This is a genomic window from Paenibacillus sp. Soil724D2 (assembly GCF_001427935.1).
Taxonomy (GTDB): Bacteria; Bacillota; Bacilli; order Paenibacillales; family NBRC-103111; genus Paenibacillus_E.
In genome coordinates this window covers 624,084-646,268 of sequence record NZ_LMRY01000045.1, presented here as the reverse complement: position 1 = coordinate 646,268, position 22,185 = coordinate 624,084, and the positions used below count along the sequence as shown (strand labels likewise).

Below are 22,185 nucleotides of genomic sequence, written 5' to 3'. Positions count from 1 at the left end.
AAGGGAATGGGTAGATGCATGGGTATAGAGCAGCTGATGGAGAAGGCCGCCACCTATCTGAAAGAGAATGATTTGCAGAGGATTCGGGAGGCCTATGAATTCGCGGATGAAGCCCATCATGGCCAAGTACGCAAATCGGGCGAGCCCTATATTCTGCATCCACTCGCTGTTGCAGATATATTGGTGAACATGCAGATGGATGTCACATCCATCATTGCTGCGCTTCTGCACGATGTCGTTGAAGATACAACAGTTTCATTGGAAACTGTTCTAGATAAATTCGGGAAAACTTGCGCGATGCTAGTGGATGGCTTGACGAAGCTGGAACGGATCAAGTTCAAATCCAAAGAAGAACAGCAGAACGAGAACTACCGCAAAATGTTTGTTGCTATGGCGCAGGATATTCGCGTTATTCTCATTAAATTGGCGGACCGTTTGCACAATATGCGGACATTGAAGTACCAATCCGAAGAGAGCCAGCGCCGTATTGCGGAGGAAACGCTGGAGATCTTCTGTCCGATTGCGCATCGACTCGGTATTTCCACGATTAAGTGGGAAATGGAGGATATTGCCCTCCGTTATTTGAATCCGCAGCAGTATTACCGGATCGTTAACCTCATGCAGAAGAAGCGTACTGAGCGTGAGCAATATATTGAGGACGTTATTCACAGCATTAAAGAAAAGCTGGAAGAGATGGGCATTCAGGGAGATATTTCCGGAAGACCTAAGCATCTTTACAGTATTTATAAAAAAATGAGCTCCCGCGGCAAGCAATTCAATGAGATTTACGATCTCATGGCACTTCGTGTTATTGTCGACGGGATCAAGGATTGCTACGCTTCTTTAGGCATTATTCATACCTTGTGGAAACCAATGCCCGGACGTTTCAAAGATTATATTGCGATGCCGAAGCCGAATATGTATCAGTCTTTGCACACGACGGTGATTGGTCCTAAAGGAGAGCCGTTAGAAGTACAGATTCGCACATGGGAAATGCATAGGACGTCAGAGTTTGGTATCGCTGCGCATTGGGCCTACAAAGAAGGCGGTTCTGTTGTACCTTCGGGCACTTTCGAGGATAAAATGAGCTGGTTCCGTGAAATTTTGGAGCTGCAGCACGAGACCAATGACGCCTCCGAATTTATGGAATCCATGAAGATGGATTTCTTCTCAGACCTTGTTTTCGTCTTTACGCCAAAAGGGGAGGTTATCGAGCTTCCTGCTGGTTCAGTACCTCTGGATTTTGCTTATCGGATTCATACTGAAGTCGGTAATCGAACAATTGGTGCTAAAGTAAATTCCCGGATCGTGCCCTTGGACCACAAGTTGAAAACAGGGGATATTATTGAAATTCTGACTTCAAAGCATTCTTATGGACCTAGTCAGGATTGGATTAAAATCGCACAATCCTCTCACGCTCGCAGTAAAATTAAGCAGTGGTTCAAGAAAGAGAAGCGCGAAGAGAACGTCGAAAAAGGGAAAGACATGATTGAGCGCGAGCTCAAACGATTGGCGATCGATCCTCCGACATTGATGAGCGACGATAAAATGCTTGAAGCCGCGAAGAAGTTTAATTTTAGCGATATTGAAGATATGCTGTCAGCCGTAGGTTTTGGCGGTATTACAGCTGCACAAATATGCACGAAGTTAACGGAGAAGCTGCGTAAGGAAGCTGAAGAAGCGCAAGTGCTGAAGCTTACTAGTGAGGTCAAGGAAGTCAAAGCTCCGACTTCATCCGAGCGCAAAAGCCGTCCAACCAACGGTGTCCGTGTCAAAGGTGTTGACAATCTGCTTGTCCGCTTCGCTCGCTGCTGTAATCCAGTACCTGGCGATCTGATCATTGGGTACATCACGAGAGGACGCGGCGTGTCCGTGCATCGTTCTGATTGTACGAACATTCCTTCGAGTATGGGCGAAGAGGAACGGGTCATTGAGGTCGATTGGGCTGAAGCTGTTGAATCCAATTTCAATGTAGAGATTGAAATCACTGGACATGACCGCCGCGGATTCTTAAACGAAGTACTCCAAGCTGTTTCAGAAAGCAAAACGATGATTTCCGCCGTATCTGGGCGATCAGATAAGAACAAGATGGCTACGATTCATATGACCATTTTAATCAAAAATATAGACCATCTGCAGTCCGTTGTTGAGAAAATTAAACGTGTCAAAGATGTCTATTCCGTTCAGCGTATTATGCAAAGTTAGGCGATGTTATAAAGTTAAGGAGATTCAAAGGCAATGAGAGTAGTTGTTCAACGTTGTAAACGTGCCGAAGTAACTGTTAATGATACAACGATTGGTCGTATTGAACAGGGCTTGATGCTTCTAGTCGGGATTACCCATGACGATACCGAGCAGGATGCGAAGTATTTGGCGGATAAAGTGGCTGGGCTGCGTATATTTGAAGATGAAACCGGCAAAATGAATCTTTCCGTACTAGATACGGGAGGACAAATTTTATCCGTTTCGCAGTTTACTTTGTATGGCGATTGCCGGAAAGGGAAGCGGCCCAATTTCATGTCAGCGGCAAGACCAGAGCTTGCAGAGCCACTGTACGATAAGTTTAATGAGCTGCTTAGGTCTCAAGGCATACACGTGGAAACGGGTGCTTTTGGAGAAATGATGGATGTATCTTTGACGAATTGGGGACCTGTTACGTTGGTTATTGACAGCAAATAAGTTGCTCCGAAGGATAATAAGCTATCTGACTGGTAATACTTAATGTGTATATACTAGCGGTTAGGAGCACCCAGATGCGTCAATCGATCAAACACAGAGCCATGACGGCACCGGAGCAGCAATTGCTCCATACCACTCTTGCTGAGCGCATGAGTCAAACGCCTAATCTTGCTGACGTGGAAATGAGTTCGGAATTCACATCCGTCCAAGAAACGATGAAGAGTATTCCCAAGAAATCATACCGGTAGCGATAAAGCCGTGCTTGCTGATTGTTCAGCGTTGCGCGGCTTTATTTTGTCTTATGCGCACAATTTCTCTCTATACGTAAAATGTGGTAAACTATCAAATGGTAAAAAGAGTATTCAAAAAGCAGAGATAAGGTGGGTGCTTTTGTACTAATGGCAAACTCGAAACGAAACCGTTCCGCATCCCGAGGCTGGATTTGGTTAATGGGGATATTGATTCTGCTTGCAGCTTTGGGAGCTGCGGCATCACTGTATTATCAATATAAACACCTTTCAAAAGGCAATCATAGCACCACGAAACAGGTGCTAGAAGAGGTCAAATCCGTCAAAAAAGCGAAGGAAGCATACGATGTCATCGTAGTAGGGACAGATCCTGAAGGCCTAGCAGCAGCTGTATCGGCGGCGCGCAACGGGCTTAACACGCTGCTTGTGGACGGACGCAATAGGGAGATGTTAGGTGGGTTAATGACACTTGGTGGTCTGAATACGATTGACATGAACTATGCTCTCAAGACGAATCCGCTTGGCAAGGAGGAAGTGTTAAACAGAGGATTTTTCTCCGAATGGTACAAGCGGATTGAAGGAGATTCCTTCGATGTAAACACGGCAGCGAATGCGTTCAACCAGTTAGTCAGCGCCGAGAAAAATATAGACGTTCTTTTACGTACGCAAAAGATTGAGCCTGTACTCGGTCCACCCGCAAACGGAAACGTGCCCGTGCAGGGTGCTGTTCTGACACTTGCTGACGGCAGCAAACAGACCGTGAAGGCTGGTGCTGTGATTGACGCTACACAGGATGCGGATTTTGCCGCAGCTGCAGGCGTTCCTTTCACATTCGGTCGCGAGGATCTGGGCGATCCCAAGTCGCGTATGGCGGTGACCTTGGTTTTCAAACTCAAGAATGTTACGCCTGAAGTATGGGACAAAATGGCGAAGCGCCTTAACAACGATAATTCCGACGGAACCGGAGTAAACGAAGTCAGCGTCTGGGGTTACGGAGAGATGAGCAGCTATCCGCCGGTTAACAAAGAACGTGCAAAGATGCGCGGTTTGAATATGGGCAGACAGAACGACAACACGGCACTTGTCAATTCATTGCAAATTTTTAATGTGGATACGTTCGATCCTAAGTCGGTGCAGGAAGCTTTTGATATTGCGAATAAAGAGCTGCCGAATATAGTCGCTTACATGAAACAAACATTCCCCGAGTTTGCTGGGATTGAGCTGGGAGGCACAGCATCTGAATTGTATGTCCGCGAAACGCGGCATATTCAAGGGGAATATCGGCTGAATATCGTAGATGTATGCACAAATGGCGATCAGTGGGACCGCATCGGCTTTGGCTCGTATCCAGTAGACATTCAGCGGACATCGCCATCTGATAACGGCAACGTCGTCTGCGATCCGAAGCAGTATGCAATTCCGTTCCGCAGCATCGTGCCGCTCAAAGTGGATGGTCTGCTGATCGCTAGCAAAGCAGCCAGCTATGATACGTTGCCTCATGGGAGTGCGCGTGTGATCCCGAACGGCATGGCGGTAGGCCAGGCGGCAGGCACAGCGGTGAAGCTGGCCCAGCAAGAGAAGCTGACGTTCCGTCAAATGTCGGCCTCCAAAGAAGCGATTGGGAAGCTGCAGGAGCAGTTGAATGCCCAAGGGATGGAGATTAAACCGATTGAGCTGAAGCCGGAACCGTTTATGGAGCATAAAGCATATGAAGGTCTCAAATCGGCTTTAATGCTGGGACTGGCATCCGGGGCTTATGACAATAACTTTCACTTGGATGACGCGGCTAATCCAAAGCGGATGGTTAATCTCGTCGGCGGCGCGAAGAAGATGAAACCTGATGCCTGGGCTGGGGATGTCAATCAGGCTATTGCGAATCTGCAAAACGCAGATAAAATACCGCTGACACTAGAACAGGCTAGTTATACAATCACTCAAGCGTTAGGGTTGAAGGCTGCCTCTACGGAAGCGCAAGCCAAATTGTTGGAGAATAAGCTGCTCACAGAAACGACCGTTAAACTTATTGCCGACAAGCAAAAGTTAACGAATGCCGACACATATTTGCTTATTAAAGATTTAAAAGTTGGCGTTACAGGTAAGCCATAGAACAACAAATAAGAGCCTTAGCGCCGCTTGTAGATGTGGCATTAAGGCTCTTAACTTTTCGAAGCTAAGGAAGTTTTTGTGACTACGCTTACATTCTTGCTTGGATCAGTCTGCGTCTGCAGCATCCTCTTCAGCTTGCACGGAATCTTCCGAATCTTCTTCGGCTGATTCTTCGCTTTCCGCTTCGGCATCCTCCTCGGACACATCCTCAGCTTCTATTTCTTCCTCATCAGATGCTTCTTCTTCCGCTTCGACAGCTTCGTCCGACTCTTCAATGGCCTCTTCTTCGGCTGTTTCTTCAGCTACTTCATCTTCAACTTCGGCTTCGGTTTCGGAATCTTCAGAGAAGAGCACCACTAGATCTTGCCGTTCCTCTTGAAACTCGTTTTGTATTGTCATTGTTACAGCCTCCTGATGATAAATTCAAGGCCATTTGCCTTGTTGTACATGTATATGTGAAAATGGTCTGAATATACGGTGAAAATAAATGAAAATGATTGAAAATACGGAGAAAATGCTGTAATGAAATTGTAATTTGTTTTTCATATCCCTTTAATCAAGAGCGGATATAATAATAGTCGACCCCCTTTAAAATATATTTACTTGAGGCCTGCAGCCCTTGTGCTGCAGGCTATTTTCTTTACACAAAAAAACCGTCTCAGCTTGGGCTGGACGGCTTAACATCATTTTTACATCAAAGCATCTAAGGAATATTCACCGGCTCCGATAAGTGCAACACCAACAGCGATTGCGAGCAGCGTTAAATTGTATTCATAACCATTGGAAGTTACCCAGTAACCGTTTTTGCCATGAACTTTAATAATAGCACCAAGCATAATCAGTGCGATAAGAGCAGCACCAAATGGTGTCCAAAGACCTGCGGCGAAGAGCAGGCCACCTACAATTTCCGCTAAACCTGCAAGAACAGCCATGAGCACACCTGGTTTGATTCCAATAGAATCGAAGAAACCTCCCGTACCTTTGGGACCATAGCCACCGAACCATCCAAATACTTTTTGTGAACCGTGCGCCGCGAATGATAAACCGATCACTAAACGAATAATAAGTAGACCCAATGCCATTACTAACAACTCCTCTTTTAATATATTTTGTTTAATAACTTACTTTATGTTAGTATATTATTACGAAGCACTTACTTTTGTCAAGCGACTATGTTAAAATTGTTTATAAGGAGATGATTTATATGGAAGACTATCAACTGTGTCCCAAATTCGAGAATGCTTTTGAACTTCTAGGAAAGCGTTGGACAGGACTTATTGTTCATGTCTTGCTTTCTGGACCGAAGCGCTTTAAAGATATATCAGTTCTCATCCCTAGTATGAGTGATCGCATGCTTTCGGAGAGATTCAAGGAGCTCGAGGCTGCAGAGATCATCATCCGTCATGTATACCCAGAAACACCGGTTCGGATTGAGTATGAATTAACCGCCAAAGGAAAAGGGCTTAAACCTGTTATGGATGAGTTGCAAAAATGGGCGGACTTACATTAACTAATATAGTGGAGGTATAGGAGGATTAGTACTTCTATCTCTTGACTTTGTATCTGCCAATGTTTACAATAAACAATAATGTAATTCGAACTTTTGTGATCCGTTGAAGGGACAAAGTAAGTCGCCCCCACATAAGCAGAGAAGGAAGTCTAGGCTGCAAGCTTCCTATGATGAGCGAACGAAAAGACCTCCCCGAGGACCGGCTGGGAAATGCATATTGGCTGATGTCAACTTGCCTAGTAGCAGCTGTGCGCGTAGCGGGCGTTATCCGTAAAGAGCAGAATTCTGTTTCGTTGCAACTGGCAAACGATAGCAGCATTTCTGAAATGTGGGTGGTACCACGGGTGAATTTGTTAATCAAATCTCTCGTCCCTGACGTCAGTCGGGGGTGAGAGATTTTTTTGTTGTTATTTGACTGGAACGACAGATAATAGGAGGTTGAGCGCATGAGCATACAAAAGCCAAAAGGCACACAAGATCTTCTTCCCGGTGAGGTGGAGAAGTGGCAGTACCTAGAGAGCAAAGCGAGAGACTTGTGCCAAAGGTTTAATTACAAAGAGATTCGTACGCCGATATTTGAGGAAACCGATCTGTTCATTAGAGGCGTCGGTGAAACGACAGATATCGTGGGTAAAGAAATGTACACCTTTCTCGACAAAGGTGACCGCAGTATGACGCTTCGTCCCGAAGGCACAGCCGGTGTTGTTAGGGCTTATGTAGAGAATAAGCTTTATGGGATTCCCGATTTAACGAAGCTTTATTACGTAGGACCCATGTTCCGCTATGAGCAGCCGCAAGCTGGGAGATATCGCCAGTTCCATCAATTCGGTATTGAAGCTTTCGGGTCCGTTGATCCAAGCATTGATGCTGAAGTGATTGCGCTTGGTTATACGTTCTATAAAGAAATTGGTCTTAAGGAAGTAACCGTTGAAATTAACTCCGTTGGTACACCAGCGGTTAGAACGGTTTACCGTGAGAAACTGCAGGAGTTTTTCGAACCTGTGAAGCATTTGCTTTGTAAGGATTGTCAGTCCCGATTTGATCGTAATCCGATGCGTATTCTTGATTGCAAAGTGGATCAAAAGTATGGCGAAGGCGCTCCAGAAATTTTAGATTACTTGGATGAGGAGTGTACATCGCATTTCGCTCTAGTTCAAGAGCATTTAACAGCGATGGAAATCCCGTATCGGATTAATCCGCGCCTCGTTCGCGGTCTTGATTACTACACGCATACTGCATTCGAGTACAAAGCTGCCGGGATCGGCGCGATTGATACGATTGGCGGAGGCGGACGGTACAATGGTCTAGTTGAGCAGATTGGCGGCCGTGGCACCGATCAGCCGGGAGTTGGTTTGGGGCTTGGCCTTGAGCGTATTCTGCTCGTATTGCAGGCACAAGGTGTCGAAATTCCGAAGCCAGAGCCGCTTGATGTATATTTGATCGGTCTAGGAGACGCGGCGGAGAAAGAAGTAACGAAGCTGCTGCACCAGCTTAGAGTTCAAGGGCTGAAGGCGGAGAAGGATTACCAAGGCCGTAAAATGAAAGCTCAAATGAAATCAGCAGACCGCTTTCAGGCCACCTATGTGGCGATTCTTGGAGATGACGAATTGGTGCGTGGCGAAATTACTTTGAAGAAGATGGATACAGGCAGTCAATTGACTGTGAGTTTAGCCGATCTTGCCTCGAACGCTGCAAAGACACTTTTCGAATAGATAGACAACAAAGGAGAGACTTTGAGCTAAACTCAAAGATCCCAACAAAGGAGAGACTTTGAGCTAAACTCAAAGATCCCAACAAAGGAGAGACTTTGAGCTAAAACTCAAAGATCCCAACAAAGGAGAGACTTTGAGCTACGCTCAAAGATCCCTATATTAGGAGGAAAATAATCATGATGCTCAAAACACATCATTGTGGGCAGCTTACTAAAGCTCAGGTAGGACAGACAGTAACACTAAACGGTTGGGTGCAAAGAAGACGTGACTTGGGCGGCGTTCTATTCATCGATCTGCGCGATCGCAGCGGGCTTGTACAGACTGTATTTAACCCAGATTTCTCAGGGGATGCGCTTGCCATTGCTGACCGCGCTCGTAATGAGTACGTGCTTGCTGTTAAGGGGAAAGTTGTAGAACGTGATGCCGAAACGGTTAACAAAAATATTACAACGGGTGAAATCGAGATTCAGGTGACTGAAATCGAAATCATGAATGCAGCCAAAACACCTCCGTTCTTCATCGAAGACGGTGTAGATGTGGATGAAGCCGTTCGTTTAAAATATCGTTATTTGGACCTGCGTCGTCCGGAAATGCAAAAAACATTAATGCTTCGCTCCAAAGCGTCCAAAGTATTCCGTAATTTCTTAGATGATCAAGGATTTGTTGAAGTTGAAACACCGATTTTGACGAAAAGCACACCGGAAGGCGCTCGCGATTACTTGGTGCCAAGCCGCGTGCATCCGGGCGAATTTTTTGCGCTTCCGCAGTCCCCGCAAATCTTTAAACAATTGTTGATGGTTAGTGGTTTGGAGCGTTACTACCAAATCGCACGCTGTTTCCGCGATGAGGATCTTCGTGCAGACCGTCAGCCTGAATTTACACAAGTCGACATTGAGACTTCTTTCATTTCTCAGGATCAACTGCTTGAAATCTTGGAAGAACTCGTAGTCAAATTAATGCAAGAAACAGCTCAAGTTGAAATCCCGCGTCCATTCCAACGTATTACGTATGCGGATGCCATGGCGAAATATGGTTCGGATAAACCGGATCTTCGTTTTGGTCTAGAACTCGAAGATGTTTCTGATATCGTTGAAACTTCAGGTGTTCAAGTATTTGCAAACGTCGTTAAAGGCGGCGGTCAAGTAAAAGCTTTGAACGCTAAAGGTTGCGGTACATGGAGTCGTAAAGAGATCGATGACCTCTTACCGTTCGCAGCACGTTATGGCGCCAAAGGCTTAGCTTGGATTCAAGTGAAAGACGGCGAATTCAAAGGGCCTATCGTGAAATTCTTCAATGAGGCTGAAATCGCTGCATTAACAGAGCGTTTAGGCGCAGAAGAAGGGGATTTGCTTCTATTCTCCGCTGATAAGAAAAAAGTTGTTGCTGATGTACTTGGTAACCTTCGTCTGAAGATCGGCCGTCAGCTTGGTCTTATCGATGACTCGAAGTTCAAATATGCTTGGGTTGTGGACTTCCCACTTCTTGGGTACGATGAAGAAGCCAAACGTTATGTGGCTGAACATCATCCGTTTACGCGTCCTAATGAAGAGGATGTTCATTACTTCGATACAGACCCAGGTCAAATTCGTGCACAAGCATACGATCTTGTCTTGAACGGATATGAAGTAGGCGGCGGCTCGATGCGTATTTACCAACGTGAAGTTCAGGAGAAAATGTTCGGCGCACTGGGCTTCTCCAAAGAAGAAGCAGCTGAGAAATTCGGCTTCCTTCTTGAAGCCTTTGAATATGGAACACCTCCGCATGGCGGATTCGCTTTTGGTTTCGACCGTTTAGTGATGCTGATCACAGGCCGCACGAACCTCAGAGAAACGATTGCATTCCCGAAAACGGCAAGCGCAACAGACTTATTGACCGATGCACCGGGTACAGTAGACGACAAACAGCTTGAACAACTGTCGATTCGCTTAGCGCTTAAGCAGCCTGCTGCTAAAGCCTAAGAACATAGAAGAGGAAGTGTTTCTATGCTTCACCAATTTTCACGAACTGAACTAGCGATTGGCCCTGAGGGGCTTGAAATCATGAAGAATAGCACGATTGCTGTACTAGGCATCGGCGGTGTAGGTTCAATCGCTGCTGAAGCACTAGCACGCACAGGGGTTGGACGTCTTATTCTGATCGACAAAGATGTTGTCGACATCACGAATATTAACCGTCAGATTCATGCGCTCACGACAACGGTTGGTCAGCCAAAGGCAGATCTGATGCGTGATCGAATCAAATTAATTAATCCAGAATGCGATGTTATCGCTCTCCGGATGTTTTACACAGAGGAAACGTATGAGGAAGTATTCGCCTATCCAATCGATTATATGTTGGACGCAAGTGATACGATTTCCTATAAAATCCATCTGATCAAGCAGTGTCTGGAGCGGAAGATCCCCATCGTTTCCAGCATGGGCGCAGCCAACAAAATGGATCCGTCACAGTTCAAAGTAGCGGATATCTCCAAAACGAGCATGGATCCTATTGCGCGTGTGGTGCGTCAAAAACTGCGTAAGGAAGGGATCAAAAAAGGCGTGAAGGTTGTATTTTCGACCGAAGAGCCGATGAAACCCCGCGAGGACGTAACGCAGCAAATCGTTCCCGCGAACGCACCTGAAATTCGAAAAGCGAAACAACCGCCAGCGAGTAATGCGTTCGTTCCGCCTGTGGCAGGACTGATCATGGTGAGTGTGGCTGTGAAAGAACTATTGGAAATTGGTTTGAAGAAGAAATAGAAAAACGGATGCCCCCTTGGAAAGCGGGCATCCGTTTTTTATTTGCCTAATGGTTGGAGCATCCTATTTATGCACTGCCAACGAATACGGACGAATCAAAAGGAGGTACAGGAGTGGAATCGGCAAAATTTGCTGCTAATCTATGGCTGGAGGGAACGAGGATCCGTTATTTCGGCTAATATGTCAGTGTGGGTCAGTATGTGGAACGTGTGTGCGCTATTTGGGGGTTTTGGCGGTTTTTGCACCTCGAAACTGGGAAATAGAGGATCCACGTTCCGCGAAAACGAGAAATATGAAGTTTTTGAGGAAATAAGGCATCGTTGTTCCCTTTCACTAGGCTTCTTGATGGTTGGTAAGAAACCCACACCTTATACAGTCCTTGTTTATGAGGGATAATCAACCACGATGAACTCGTTCATATATCGGAAAAGTATATATCGGTTATATATATGTTGACTCGATATATGTAATCTGGTAAATTGTTAATTAAGAAGCATAATCAAGAAAAAAGGAGGACTAACAGCATGACTAGTCAGGATGTCATTTTAGGTATTTTAATGAAGCGCAGTCTATCGGGATACGACATCAAGCATATGTTTGAGACGGTATTTTCATATTTTTACAATGCAAGTTTTGGCACGATTTATCCTACGCTTAGCAAGATGGAGAAGGAAGGTCTCATCACGAAAGAAAGTGTGATTCAAGAGGGAAGACCGAATAAGAATGTCTACTCCATAACGGAGGAAGGCCAAAAGCATTTCAAAGCCTACATGTATAGTCCCATGCAAGCCAATGAGTTCAAATCTGATGCGATGACTCGCTTGTTTTTTGGTGAATTTATTGAGGTCGAGGTCATTATTGAATATTTGGAATATGGCGTATCGAGTACGAAAGATGATCTTGAACGTTTGAGGAAAATGTATGAGAACGGTAAGTCAAATTCATTAATGTCTCAGACACAGGAAATTTGTATTCAGATTGGAATCGAAAATATGGAAAGTACACTGCGAACATTAATGGCCGGAATAGAACGTTTGAGTAATTTGAAAATGGAAAAGGGGCAAAACGATAGTGGGTAATAAAAAAACAGGTTTTATAATACTGGCAATGGCTCTAGGGTTATTGATGTCTGCGTTAGATAATACAATTACGGCTGCTGCAATAAGTCACATAATAGGCGACATTAATGGTTTTGATAAAATCAGTTGGGTATTCACAGCGTATATGCTTGCATCTACGAGCACGATGCTAGTTTTCGGAAAGCTGTCGGATATGTTTGGCAGAAAGCTCTTTTATTTGATTGGAATTTCTATATTTTTGATCGGTTCGGCACTCTGTGGTACAGCCCAGGATATGACACAGCTGATTATATATAGAGCGATTCAGGGGATAGGTTCAGGAGCTATTTTTCCCATTAGTTTCACCATTATTTATACCCTTTTTTCAGATCCCAAACAGGGGGCTAAGCTGTCAGGGGTATTCGCAGGGATATTCGGTCTATCATCTGTAGCGGGACCGCAAATCGGTACATTACTCGCCGAATCTTGGGGTTGGCGCTGGTGTTTCTATGTTAATTTACCACTGGGTATACTCTCATTCTTAGTTTTGCTTTTTGCTCTTAAGGAAACTCGATCGACTCGTCGTCCGAAAATTGATTATTTAGGGACACTGTTACTCGTTATCTCTACTGTCTCACTCATGCTCGCATTAGAGTTCGGTGGTAAAGATTATACTTGGGGGTCTTGGCAAATTATTAGTCTGTTAGCTATTGCCGTTGTTGTAGGCTTACTTTTCATTATGGTTGAACGCAGGGCTCAAGAACCCATGCTGCCTTTACCCTTATTCAAAAACCGAATGGTTCTCGGCATGATGTTAGCTTGTCTTTGCCAAGGAGCAATCATGTTCTCGGCAATTGCTTACTTGCCTATTTTCTCAACAGCCGTGCTCGGTCGGGCGAATTCAAATGTGCTTTTGACCCCGATGATGTTTTCATTAATGGTTGGAGCTGTTTTGTTCGGTTTTCTTCAACGTTTCTTTAGCTTCCGAGCGGTTATCGCGTCCAGTATGATTACGGGGATTGTCATTAGCTATTTGTTGAGTGTAGTCAGTCATGACGCAAGTAATCTGTATATGATCACCCTGATGGTTATACTTGGCGTAGGGGCGATTGGTCCGTTAATGAGTGTTGCTCAGAATGCCGTTGCTCTAAGCATAGAACACAAATATATAGGAGTCAGCTCCTCCATTATTGGCTTTTGGCGCAATATAGGAGGAGTTCTCGGGGCTTCAATTATGGCGACTATCGTCAACACTAGATACAACAGTCTTATTCACGATGGTGCAGCTGAGCACAACATGCCTCTTAATCAATTATCGACTTTAGCTAATCCAGAACATTTGATTCGGGCGGGAGCTGAATTCCCAAAGGAAACGATGAGTTTCCTCCGAGATTCACTGGGAACAGCGATTAACCATGGCTTTATTATAAGTATCGTGTTCGGTATTGTCGGACTTGCCGCTACATTCATAGCAGGGCCCCTTCGTTTCACGGTACCTGTTCAGCGTCCGGAACCGCAGAATGACAATGCAACTCCTCAGTCTGTATAAATGCATCAGATAGATCCTCCTGATTTCTTATTAGGGGGATCTTTTACTGACAAAACATGACATGATTTCATATGCGGGTTATAATAGAGTTTATATCTTTCAAAGCAAAGTAAAGGATAAACTACTTATGGACTTGTTTACATATGCTTCTTCACAAGAACCAACAGGAAAACTGTTAGCTGATCGTATGCGGCCAACATCGCTCGATGAGTACATTGGCCAGGAGCAAATCGTCGGAAAAGGAAAGCTGTTAAGAAGAGCGATTGAGGCCGATCAAGTGACCTCAATCTTGCTCTATGGCCCACCGGGCACAGGCAAAACAACTTTGGCCAACATCATTGCGAACCGAACACAGGGTGAGTTCATGAAGCTGAACGCCGTAGATGCTTCGGTCAAAGATGTGCGAGAGATTATCGAGCTAGCGAAAACCAATAAAGCGATGTACGGTCGTAAGACGACCTTATTCTTGGACGAGGTGCATCGCTTCAACACCTCGCGGCAGGATGCGCTGCTTCCTGCCGTAGAGCAGGGCATCCTCATCTTCATCGGTGCGACGACAGAGAACCCGTTTCACCATGTGAACGGGGCTCTGCTGTCGCGCTCGACGCTGTTTCAGCTCGAGCCGCTCACGGCGGAGCATGCGCTCATCGCCATGCGAAGAGCCATCGCCGACCCTGTGAAGGGGCTCGGCTTCATGCGCCTCCACGTAGACGAGGAGGCGCTGGAGCATATTGCGCGGATGGCCAATGGTGACATCCGACGTTCCCTTAACGCGCTGGAGCTTGCAGCGCTGACGACTTCACCTGAACCGGATGGAACGGTTCGGATTACGCTTGAGGTGGCGGAAGAGTCGATCCGCCGCCCCATCGTGAAAGCGGACGAGTCGACGCAATACGACGTCTTATCCGCTTTTCACAAGAGCGTGCGCGGATCCAGCGACGCCGCGCTGTTCTGGTTCCTATATGCCGTCGAGAAGCTCGGCATGGATCCTATGACGTTCCTGCGGCGTCTTATCGTCGCCTGCAGCGAAGATATCGGCCTTGCCAATCCGCAAGCGATGGTGCAGTCCGTAACGGCAATGGACGCCTATCATAAGATTGGTTGGCCGGAATCAAAGTACATCATTTCCCAGGCAATTTTATTCGCCGTGGAGAGTCCAAAATCAAATTCGATACCGATGGCCATCTCTCGTGCGGAACAGTTGATGGACCAGGTGAAATCGGCGAATGTACCGCTTCATCTTCGTGATACGCACTATAAAGGTGCTGACCAGCTTGGACATAAAGGCTATATGTATCCCCATAATTATCCGGGACACTTTGTGAAGCAGCAGTACTTACCTGATGATATTCGAAATGAGATCATTTTTGCAGCTAGTGAACAGGGCACAGAAGAAAAGATGAAGCTCAATCAGCATAAAAGAAGAGGGACACCTACTAATTTATAAAATAGGTAGGTTCCCTCTTTTTTCTTGCTCCATATCGATTGTGAAAACCTTCTCTGTAATAGGATCGTACCGAATCGAAACAATTAGTGGAAATTCGACACCATGATGTCTTACCCAAAAGCGAAACTGCTGCTGTGCAACACCCGGCGCAATAGTTGAACGTCCTAAATATTTATAATCTAATAAAGTGTAGAGTTTCCCAGCCTCTTGAAAGGCAAGTCGGCTCCACTTGGCATATTCAGGGTCTTGTACTGGCTTATATTTTACGAAAATTTCTTCTGTACTTATCTCTGTTCTTGTCTCTGCACTTGCCTCTACCCTTGCTATCAAACTTCCAGACCAACCAAACCAAATAATGAGAAGTACGGCTAAGATTCTATCCATTCGCTCACACCTTTCGCGATTATACTGTGCTTAGAATTAAGCCTGCATACTTGAATGGTAAACGGTAAATTTCTACAAGATGCCAGATTATAGGTTTGCTGGCGACAGTGCTAAAACAGAAATAGGAGCCCTTAGGGCTCCTATGAATGCATTTCCTTTTTGCGTTCCGATACTGAAACTCACACATCTTATAATTTAAAAACCTTCCTTAAATAAACACCCGCGGCAGCACTAAACCGTTCTTGAAGCAACGTTCTGAGTTGGTTTTTCGCTTCCGGAGTTGGAAGTGTATTCGCCTTAATCCCATGAAGCTCCATCCAATGCTTAGCGGTCATATAGCAGGTGCTATTCCAGCCGTTCTTGGTACCATTGGCATTCAGACGTTCGCTTATACCAGCAATGACGATATCTGTCTTACTTTGTAGTTCTATCAGTGCGCGGTCGAATTCATTTTTCGACTCCTTGGCTTTCATCCCGGTTTTGGAGCGGAGCTCCTTAACATCGATGCCTTCATTCTCTTCAACCGCTTGAAAAAGCTCGACAGCTGATTTGGGAAGTTCTCCATCGGCATAACGCTCCTCAACAGAATAAGGCTCGTCTAACAAATTTTTAATTAATGGAAAGAGCTCAGCAGAAATCAACATTGGCTTCTTTGCAAAAAAGCGACCATAAGCGGCAATGCCGTCGCCAGGCAGACGATCTCGCCATAACCATGGATCTGTCTCTAGCCCGGTATGCCATTGTTCCTGCACAGTTATAGATTCAAGTGAAGGATGATTAGGTATGAATGAAGAGAGAGGGAGAATACCGACCTCTTTCATGATCTTCGTAACATCCTCATAAGCAGCAGCTTTCCAATCAACATCATTCACTTTAACCAAAACGATCATCCTTTCCGTTTCTATATCCGCCGATCAAACTTATTTATGAACTTTATCAATAACTCCGCCGCCTAAACATACGTCTCCATTATAGAAAACAACGGATTGCCCCGGCGTTACGGCTTTTTGAGGTTTATCGAAGACTACTTCACATGTTCCATCCTCCATAAACGTAAGGACTACGCCTTGGTCTGGTTGACGGTAACGGAATTTGGCTGTGCAGGCATACGCGCCCACTGGTCTGCTCGATGATATCCAGTTCACATCGGTGGCTGTTAAGCCCTTAGAATATAGTCCTGGATACTGCTCACCTTGAACAACAAGCAGTTGATTACTTTCCAAATCTTTATCTACAACGAACCACGGCTCGCCTGAGCCTGATCCGCCAATACCAAGTCCTTGTCTTTGGCCAAGGGTGTAGTACATCAAACCGTCGTGACGGCCTTTGACTTCACCGTTACGAATATCGACCATATTGCCGGGTTTAGCGGGCAAGTATTGGCTGAGGAACTCTTTAAAGTCTCGTTCGCCGATAAAACAAATTCCCGTGCTGTCTTTCTTCTTAGCTGTGGCTAGGCCTGCTGCTTCAGCAATTTCACGAACCTTTGGTTTCGGTAGGTGGCCAATCGGGAACATGGCTTTGGACAGCTGCTGCTGGTTGAGCACGTTAAGGAAGTATGTTTGATCTTTGTTGGCATCATTCCCGCGCAAAAGCACATATTCACCATCTTGCTCTTTTACTTGTGCATAGTGACCTGTTGCAATGTAATCCCCACCTAATTCAATGACCTTCTGAAGCAATTCTCCGAATTTTATTTCTCGGTTACACATCACATCCGGATTCGGCGTGCGGCCCTTGGTGTATTCGTCCAAGAAATAGGCGAAAACTTTGTCGTAATATTGCTTCTCGAAATTAACTGTATAGAAAGGGATGTCGAGCTGATCGCACACTCTTCTAACATCCTCTGCATCTTCTTCTGCGGTACAATGGCCAAACTCATCGGTATCGTCCCAATTTTTCATGAAAATGCCAATAACCTCGTAGCCCTGTTCCTTAAGCAACAGTGCGGCAACCGAAGAATCGACACCTCCGGACATTCCCAATATGACACGTGTTTTTTTACTCATAGCTGTGAACCTCTTTTCTATCTTGTGAGACTTTTTTTAAAAACTCTTACTATTATACCTCTCTATTGTTCAAAATTAAAATATTTCATGAGAATGTCATTGTTTTTCCCCCACAGAAGAAGGAATTTATGATACCATATATACGATATACGGATGTTTAGGAATGTTTTTGCGAAAAATGGAAACGCTGTGTACCAAGATAGGGAAGACCATAGTGTCTGAACGTGGATAAAATAGATGGTAGGCAACAGAAGTTTTAGCAATATCGATCAGACTCCTTGATGGCATATAATGTTGAATGAGGTGTAACTTTGAAAATTTCTACAAAAGGCCGCTATGGTTTAACGATCATGATGGAGCTGGCCAATCGATTTGGTGAAGGACCGACTTCACTCAAAAGTATTGCCGAAAAGCATCAGCTTTCTGAGCATTATCTGGAACAACTTGTAGCTCCGCTTCGCAATGCAGGATTGGTCAAAAGTATTCGAGGTGCTTACGGTGGATATATTCTCTCGAAATCCGCTGAACTAGTAACAGCAGGCGAGGTTATTCGTGTATTAGAAGGGCCCATTAGTCCTGTCGATTTTACCGAGGAAGATGATCCGGCTAAGCGTGATCTGTGGATTCGTATTCGCGATAGCATTGCGGATGTGTTAGATTCTACAACACTTGCGAACTTGATTTCTTTCGAAGACCAAGGCAAGAACGACAACTACATGTTTTACATTTAAGGGTGTCCTATGAATCCCATTTATCTTGATCATGCAGCCACTACTCCCGTGCATCCTGAAGTTATGGAAGCAATGCTTCCATTTTTTACAGCCCTTTTTGGGAATCCTTCGAGTACACATAGCTTCGGCAGAGCAACTAGAACAGCACTGAATCGGTTTCGTGACGCTATGGCGAAATCGTTAGGCTGTTTACCTGCTGAGCTTATTTTTACAAGCGGAGGAACCGAAAGCAATAACATGGCAATCTTTGGGATCATGAATGCAAACAAGGATGGCAAGAAGCACATTATTACGACGGAGATCGAACATCATGCTGTTTTGCATCCCTGTGAGCGATTGGAGAGCCTCGGATACGAGGTGACCTACCTTCCAGTAGGTCCGACCGGTCTTATTCAAATAGAAGATGTAGAAGCGGCTATTCGTCCTGACACAGCTCTTATTTCCATGATGTATGTGAATAATGAAGTGGGTACGATTCAACCGATCGAGCAAGTAGGTCATCTGGCGCGGAGTCGGCAAATTCCTTTTCATGTAGATGCGGTGCAAGCTTTAGGTAAGTTGCCGCTGAATGTTAGTGAACTTCCTGTTGATTTAATGAGTTTCTCGGCTCATAAGATATACGGACCCAAAGGTGCAGGCGCATTATTTGTATCGAAGAATACGAGGTTGACGCCTCACGTGTATGGCGGCTCTCAGGAGAGAAAGCGCCGCGCAGGTACGGAGAATGTAGCGGCAATTGCAGGCTTTGCCAAAGCTGTGGAAGTTATTCTCCCGATGATGGACAGCATGCAATCCAAAGTCATAGAGCTTCGCGGGCTTATGATAAGCATTCTTGAACAGCAATTAGGCTTTGACAGCTTCACAATTAATGGCCACAAGGAACAGTGTATCCCGCATATTCTGAACATCAGCTTTCCAGGTATCTCAACAGAAACACTTCTTATGAATCTTGATTTAGAAGAAGTGGCTGCCGCAAGCGGTTCTGCATGCACATCAGGTTCACTTGAAGTATCGCACGTATTACAAGCCATGAAGCTCCCAGAAAATGTTACAGCCTCCGCGGTTCGATTTAGCTTTGGAATGGGGAATTCTAAAGAACAAATCGAAACAGCTGCCCAGAAAATTGCAACCATTGTCAAACGGTTGCGTACTACATAGTACCGGGTGGTTCTAGGAGGAATAAAACTTGCGCAAAGCGCATGATTTGATCGGACTTCCCGTTCTAACGGTAGATTCCGGTAAACAAATAGGTCAAGTTAAAGATTTGTTGATAGGCCCTGATTGGAACATACGAGGTATCATGCTCGAAGTGAAGAATTGGTTCTCCTCCTTACGTTACATACCGTGGGAGGGAATCGTTGCTGCCGGAGAGGATGCCATTACCATACCGAACGAAAGTGTCATTCGCGAGTTTGAGCATGTGGAAGAGTGCCATGCTTTTCTTGAAGGAAGCCGCAAAATTAAAGGTCTTCCCGTCATTACGGTGGGAGGGCACAAATTAGGCGTGGTAGAAGATGTTTATTTAAACCAGAATTGGGGTAAACAAATAGTAGGTTATGAATTGTCCGAAGGGTTTATTTCTGATTTAAAGGAAGGGCGTAGATGGCTTCCTATGCCGGCAGCGGCAACCAAAGGGGAAGATGCCATCATAGTGCCTGTACATTGCGCTCAGGAAGTAGAAGAACTCTTCGTATCCAAAGAAGAATAGGGTGAGCATTATGCGTTGTCCAAACTGTAATTCCAAAGATATTGGAAAAATCGGTTCCCATCAATTCTACTGCTGGGGTTGTTTTATCGAACTCAGTGTTAACGGAGAGAAAATGTCCGTATATCAAGTAGAGGAAGATGGTACGTTGAGTTCTCTGGATGATTTATTTTTTGAGGAAGAAATTCCTCAAGTCCACGAACATGCCAATTAATCGTTAATACACGTTACAAAACGTTATTTTTTGAGCGCAGCGGCGCTTAAGGAGTAGCGTTTTTTTCTTGTTTAGCTCATGATTTAACGGGTTAATTTGGACGAGTTGTACATATACTGTATGAGCATATGTTTATAAGGATTAACAGAGGTGAAGAGAATGGAACGTTTTTCGAAAAATAAATGGTTTGTCGGGCTGGTTTACCTCCTACTTATCCTGGCCAGCTTGTATATGCTGCTGCAAATAAAGCCTATAATGTTTAGTGTATTTACCTTTATCAAAGCCATTTTAACGCCATTTTTTATAGCTGTGATTATTTCGTACATTTTAAACCCGATCGTGAATATTCTTAATCAACGGAAAGTGCCAAGAACCATTGCTGTTCTGCTTATTTATAGTGTCTTTCTCTCCTCTCTGACCGTTATTATCATGAATATGACACCGATGTTTGTGTCCCAAATTGCGGAACTCAATGAGCATATGCCGCAAATGGCTATGCGTGCGCAGTCGATTGTGGACGGGTTTAATCAAAACCAACTGCTGCCCGACAGTGTGCGCAATGGATTTAATCATTCACTTACGAAGCTGGAAAATAGCATTTCCATGGCTATCTCGAACTACATGAATCAGATTGGAAATACCATCAATACGTTGTTCATCGCTTTTATCGTACCGTTCGTTGCTTTCTATATCTTAAAGGATTTTCAAATTATTGAGAAAACAGCCCTCGCTATTGTGCCGCGTGAGCATCGTAAGAGAACAATTAAATTGCTCATTGATATTGACACTGCTCTTGGCAATTATATCCGGGGCCAACTGTTAGTTTGCGTGATTATAGGAGTTCTTGCCTATTTAGGGTATTGGCTTATTGGCATGCCATACGCCTTGCTGCTCGCTAGCGTTGTGGCGGTGTTTAATATTATTCCTTACTTGGGGCCTTTTTTTGGAGCAGCGCCTGCAATCATTATGGCTTCAACAATCTCTTTGAAAATGTTGTTATTTGTCGCACTCGTTAATTTAGCTGTACAAATTCTCGAAGGCAACGTCATCTCTCCTCAGGTGGTAGGAAGAACGCTGCACATGCATCCGTTGTTTATCATTTTCGCATTACTTGTAGGTGGGGAAGTCGCGGGTATTGTGGGGTTAATATTGGCTGTACCCTTCTTTGCCGTCATGAAGGTTATCATTCAACATGTTTTCCTTCACTATGTTCATAAGCCCACGACATGAGGTTTCATTATAAGTGGACGCACAGAACCCCTCTGAGCCATGACTTGCGGGATCATGGTTCAGAGGGGTTCTGTACGAGGGTTGAGGATATGAAAGGTGTGGCCATGCGTAAACCAACGAATGGGCTACGGAATAAGTATACGAATTCTTACCATATGTCTTGGTTCGATAATGAAAATCATTATCATTAAAATCAGTATACTTTCAATGAGAATGATTGTCAACTATGATTTTTAAATTTTTATCCTTGTCGTCGCCTTGGTCGTCCTTCTCTTCTTTTTGTTCTTTTTGTTCTTGAAATTCTACGCGAGTTTGACCTGTTATATAGTCAAAAGGATTGTAACGGCTATCGGGTATTTCCTTTTTGATGAGCGTCTTGGTCATGATGTAAATAACTAATACAAAGATGGGTACGATTAACCCAAGTAGGATGAGGGTTGAGAAATCCAATTGAAACACCTCCGAGAATCAACTAAAAGAGACGAACTTACGTTACATACGATTCCCCTAAAGGTTTGGTTCCACTAATATTCGTTACATGGAATGGAATTCAAGCCGAAAGCTGCTCATGAATATTGACAGGGTACTAGCATATAGTTATAATTTGCCTTATCTATATCTGAATTCAAAGCGTTGATGAAACTTAAGTAAGCCATAGTCCATCGTCAGAGAGAAGGTTCCGCTAGAGCAGTGATACTGCGAGTAGTGGCTGAGAGAACCTTTCGGTGTTAGGATGGCCCAAAGCTCGTTTCGGAGTGTGGATGAACTCCACCGGTTGGACCCGTTACAGATCCGCACAAGGAGATTGCGTTTGTTTCCTCTTGCTATAAGCGAGGGTTGGCCGAACACAATAACCAGGGTGGTA

At 44.8% G+C, this 22,185-nt stretch carries 22 protein-coding genes; 16 read left to right on the top strand and 6 right to left on the bottom strand.

The window, feature by feature from the left end:
* Positions 1 to 18: 18 nt before the first annotated feature.
* The 4 genes from ASG85_RS29560 to ASG85_RS29550 all read left to right on the top strand — a co-directional run bounded on the left by ASG85_RS29560 (position 19) and on the right by ASG85_RS29550 (position 5,033).
* Positions 19 to 2,205, top strand: coding sequence for a RelA/SpoT family protein (locus ASG85_RS29560; RefSeq protein ID WP_060648564.1), 2,187 nt, complete (start codon positions 19 to 21; stop codon positions 2,203 to 2,205).
* Between the two features lie 33 nt (positions 2,206 to 2,238).
* The gene (gene dtd / locus ASG85_RS29555) at positions 2,239 to 2,679 is read left to right on the top strand and encodes a D-aminoacyl-tRNA deacylase (protein ID WP_057306120.1); all 441 of its coding nucleotides are present in this window, start codon (positions 2,239 to 2,241) and stop codon (positions 2,677 to 2,679) included.
* Positions 2,680 to 2,753: 74 nt separating this feature from the next.
* On the top strand, positions 2,754 to 2,927 hold the full coding sequence (locus ASG85_RS38310; protein ID WP_156390194.1) for a hypothetical protein: 174 nt from the start codon (positions 2,754 to 2,756) through the stop codon (positions 2,925 to 2,927).
* A 150-nt stretch (positions 2,928 to 3,077) separates the two neighbouring features.
* Positions 3,078 to 5,033, top strand: coding sequence for an FAD-dependent oxidoreductase (locus ASG85_RS29550; protein ID WP_060648563.1), 1,956 nt, complete (start codon positions 3,078 to 3,080; stop codon positions 5,031 to 5,033).
* 105 nt (positions 5,034 to 5,138) lie between these two features.
* Here the strand turns inward: ASG85_RS29550 and ASG85_RS29545 are convergent, their stop codons facing one another.
* Both ASG85_RS29545 and ASG85_RS29540 read right to left on the bottom strand, forming a co-directional pair.
* The gene (locus ASG85_RS29545; protein ID WP_057306118.1) at positions 5,139 to 5,432 is read right to left on the bottom strand and encodes a hypothetical protein; all 294 of its coding nucleotides are present in this window, start codon (positions 5,430 to 5,432) and stop codon (positions 5,139 to 5,141) included.
* A 290-nt stretch (positions 5,433 to 5,722) separates the two neighbouring features.
* Entirely contained in the window at positions 5,723 to 6,115 is a 393-nt protein-coding gene (locus tag ASG85_RS29540) for a DoxX family protein (protein ID WP_057306117.1), read from the bottom strand.
* A 122-nt stretch (positions 6,116 to 6,237) separates the two neighbouring features.
* On the opposite strand from ASG85_RS29540, the gene ASG85_RS29535 reads away from it, so the two are divergent.
* From ASG85_RS29535 to ASG85_RS29500, 7 genes are all read left to right on the top strand, one after another.
* Entirely contained in the window at positions 6,238 to 6,543 is a 306-nt protein-coding gene (locus ASG85_RS29535; RefSeq protein WP_056836252.1) for a winged helix-turn-helix transcriptional regulator, read from the top strand.
* A gap of 446 nt (positions 6,544 to 6,989) precedes the next feature.
* The gene (gene hisS / locus ASG85_RS29530; protein ID WP_060648562.1) at positions 6,990 to 8,255 is read left to right on the top strand and encodes a histidine--tRNA ligase; all 1,266 of its coding nucleotides are present in this window, start codon (positions 6,990 to 6,992) and stop codon (positions 8,253 to 8,255) included.
* 176 nt (positions 8,256 to 8,431) lie between these two features.
* Entirely contained in the window at positions 8,432 to 10,213 is a 1,782-nt protein-coding gene (gene aspS / locus ASG85_RS29525) for an aspartate--tRNA ligase (RefSeq protein WP_057306115.1), read from the top strand.
* Between the two features lie 24 nt (positions 10,214 to 10,237).
* Complete coding sequence (locus tag ASG85_RS29520; protein WP_060648561.1) at positions 10,238 to 10,993, top strand: ThiF family adenylyltransferase; 756 nt, start codon at positions 10,238 to 10,240, stop codon at positions 10,991 to 10,993.
* 524 nt (positions 10,994 to 11,517) lie between these two features.
* Positions 11,518 to 12,072, top strand: coding sequence for a PadR family transcriptional regulator (locus ASG85_RS29510; protein WP_057306112.1), 555 nt, complete (start codon positions 11,518 to 11,520; stop codon positions 12,070 to 12,072).
* Positions 12,065 to 13,600 (top strand): MFS transporter, encoded by a 1,536-nt coding sequence (locus tag ASG85_RS29505; protein WP_063860412.1) that lies wholly within the window; start codon positions 12,065 to 12,067, stop codon positions 13,598 to 13,600. The genes ASG85_RS29510 and ASG85_RS29505 overlap by 8 nt, the downstream gene beginning before the upstream one ends.
* Before the next feature lie 127 nt (positions 13,601 to 13,727).
* A complete protein-coding gene (locus tag ASG85_RS29500) occupies positions 13,728 to 15,047 on the top strand; it encodes a replication-associated recombination protein A (protein ID WP_060648623.1) in 1,320 nt (439 codons plus the stop codon).
* Here ASG85_RS29500 and ASG85_RS29495 read toward each other — a convergent pair.
* The 3 genes from ASG85_RS29495 to mnmA all read right to left on the bottom strand — a co-directional run bounded on the left by ASG85_RS29495 (position 15,042) and on the right by mnmA (position 17,440).
* Positions 15,042 to 15,431, bottom strand: coding sequence for a DUF3889 domain-containing protein (locus ASG85_RS29495; RefSeq protein ID WP_060648559.1), 390 nt, complete (start codon positions 15,429 to 15,431; stop codon positions 15,042 to 15,044). The genes ASG85_RS29500 and ASG85_RS29495 overlap by 6 nt on opposite strands.
* A 188-nt stretch (positions 15,432 to 15,619) precedes the next feature.
* On the bottom strand, positions 15,620 to 16,312 hold the full coding sequence (locus ASG85_RS29490) for a hypothetical protein (protein ID WP_060648558.1): 693 nt from the start codon (positions 16,310 to 16,312) through the stop codon (positions 15,620 to 15,622).
* Positions 16,313 to 16,351: 39 nt separating this feature from the next.
* Positions 16,352 to 17,440, bottom strand: a complete 1,089-nt coding sequence (mnmA, locus tag ASG85_RS29485) for a tRNA 2-thiouridine(34) synthase MnmA (protein ID WP_060648557.1) — start codon at positions 17,438 to 17,440, stop codon at positions 16,352 to 16,354.
* A gap of 311 nt (positions 17,441 to 17,751) precedes the next feature.
* Here mnmA and cymR point away from each other — a divergent pair, with 311 nt between their 5' ends.
* From cymR to ASG85_RS29455, 5 genes are all read left to right on the top strand, one after another.
* Entirely contained in the window at positions 17,752 to 18,171 is a 420-nt protein-coding gene (cymR, locus tag ASG85_RS29475; protein WP_029196904.1) for a cysteine metabolism transcriptional regulator CymR, read from the top strand.
* A 9-nt stretch (positions 18,172 to 18,180) separates the two neighbouring features.
* Entirely contained in the window at positions 18,181 to 19,329 is a 1,149-nt protein-coding gene (locus ASG85_RS29470) for a cysteine desulfurase family protein (RefSeq protein WP_057306107.1), read from the top strand.
* Positions 19,330 to 19,357: 28 nt separating this feature from the next.
* Positions 19,358 to 19,879 (top strand): PRC-barrel domain-containing protein, encoded by a 522-nt coding sequence (locus ASG85_RS29465; protein ID WP_057306106.1) that lies wholly within the window; start codon positions 19,358 to 19,360, stop codon positions 19,877 to 19,879.
* 10 nt (positions 19,880 to 19,889) lie between these two features.
* The gene (locus ASG85_RS29460) at positions 19,890 to 20,090 is read left to right on the top strand and encodes a hypothetical protein (RefSeq protein ID WP_200957476.1); all 201 of its coding nucleotides are present in this window, start codon (positions 19,890 to 19,892) and stop codon (positions 20,088 to 20,090) included.
* Between the two features lie 159 nt (positions 20,091 to 20,249).
* Positions 20,250 to 21,320 (top strand): AI-2E family transporter, encoded by a 1,071-nt coding sequence (locus tag ASG85_RS29455; RefSeq protein ID WP_057306105.1) that lies wholly within the window; start codon positions 20,250 to 20,252, stop codon positions 21,318 to 21,320.
* Between the two features lie 204 nt (positions 21,321 to 21,524).
* Here the strand turns inward: ASG85_RS29455 and ASG85_RS29450 are convergent, their stop codons facing one another.
* Entirely contained in the window at positions 21,525 to 21,770 is a 246-nt protein-coding gene (locus tag ASG85_RS29450) for a DUF3951 domain-containing protein (RefSeq protein WP_057306104.1), read from the bottom strand.
* Between the last annotated feature and the right edge of the window lie 415 nt (positions 21,771 to 22,185).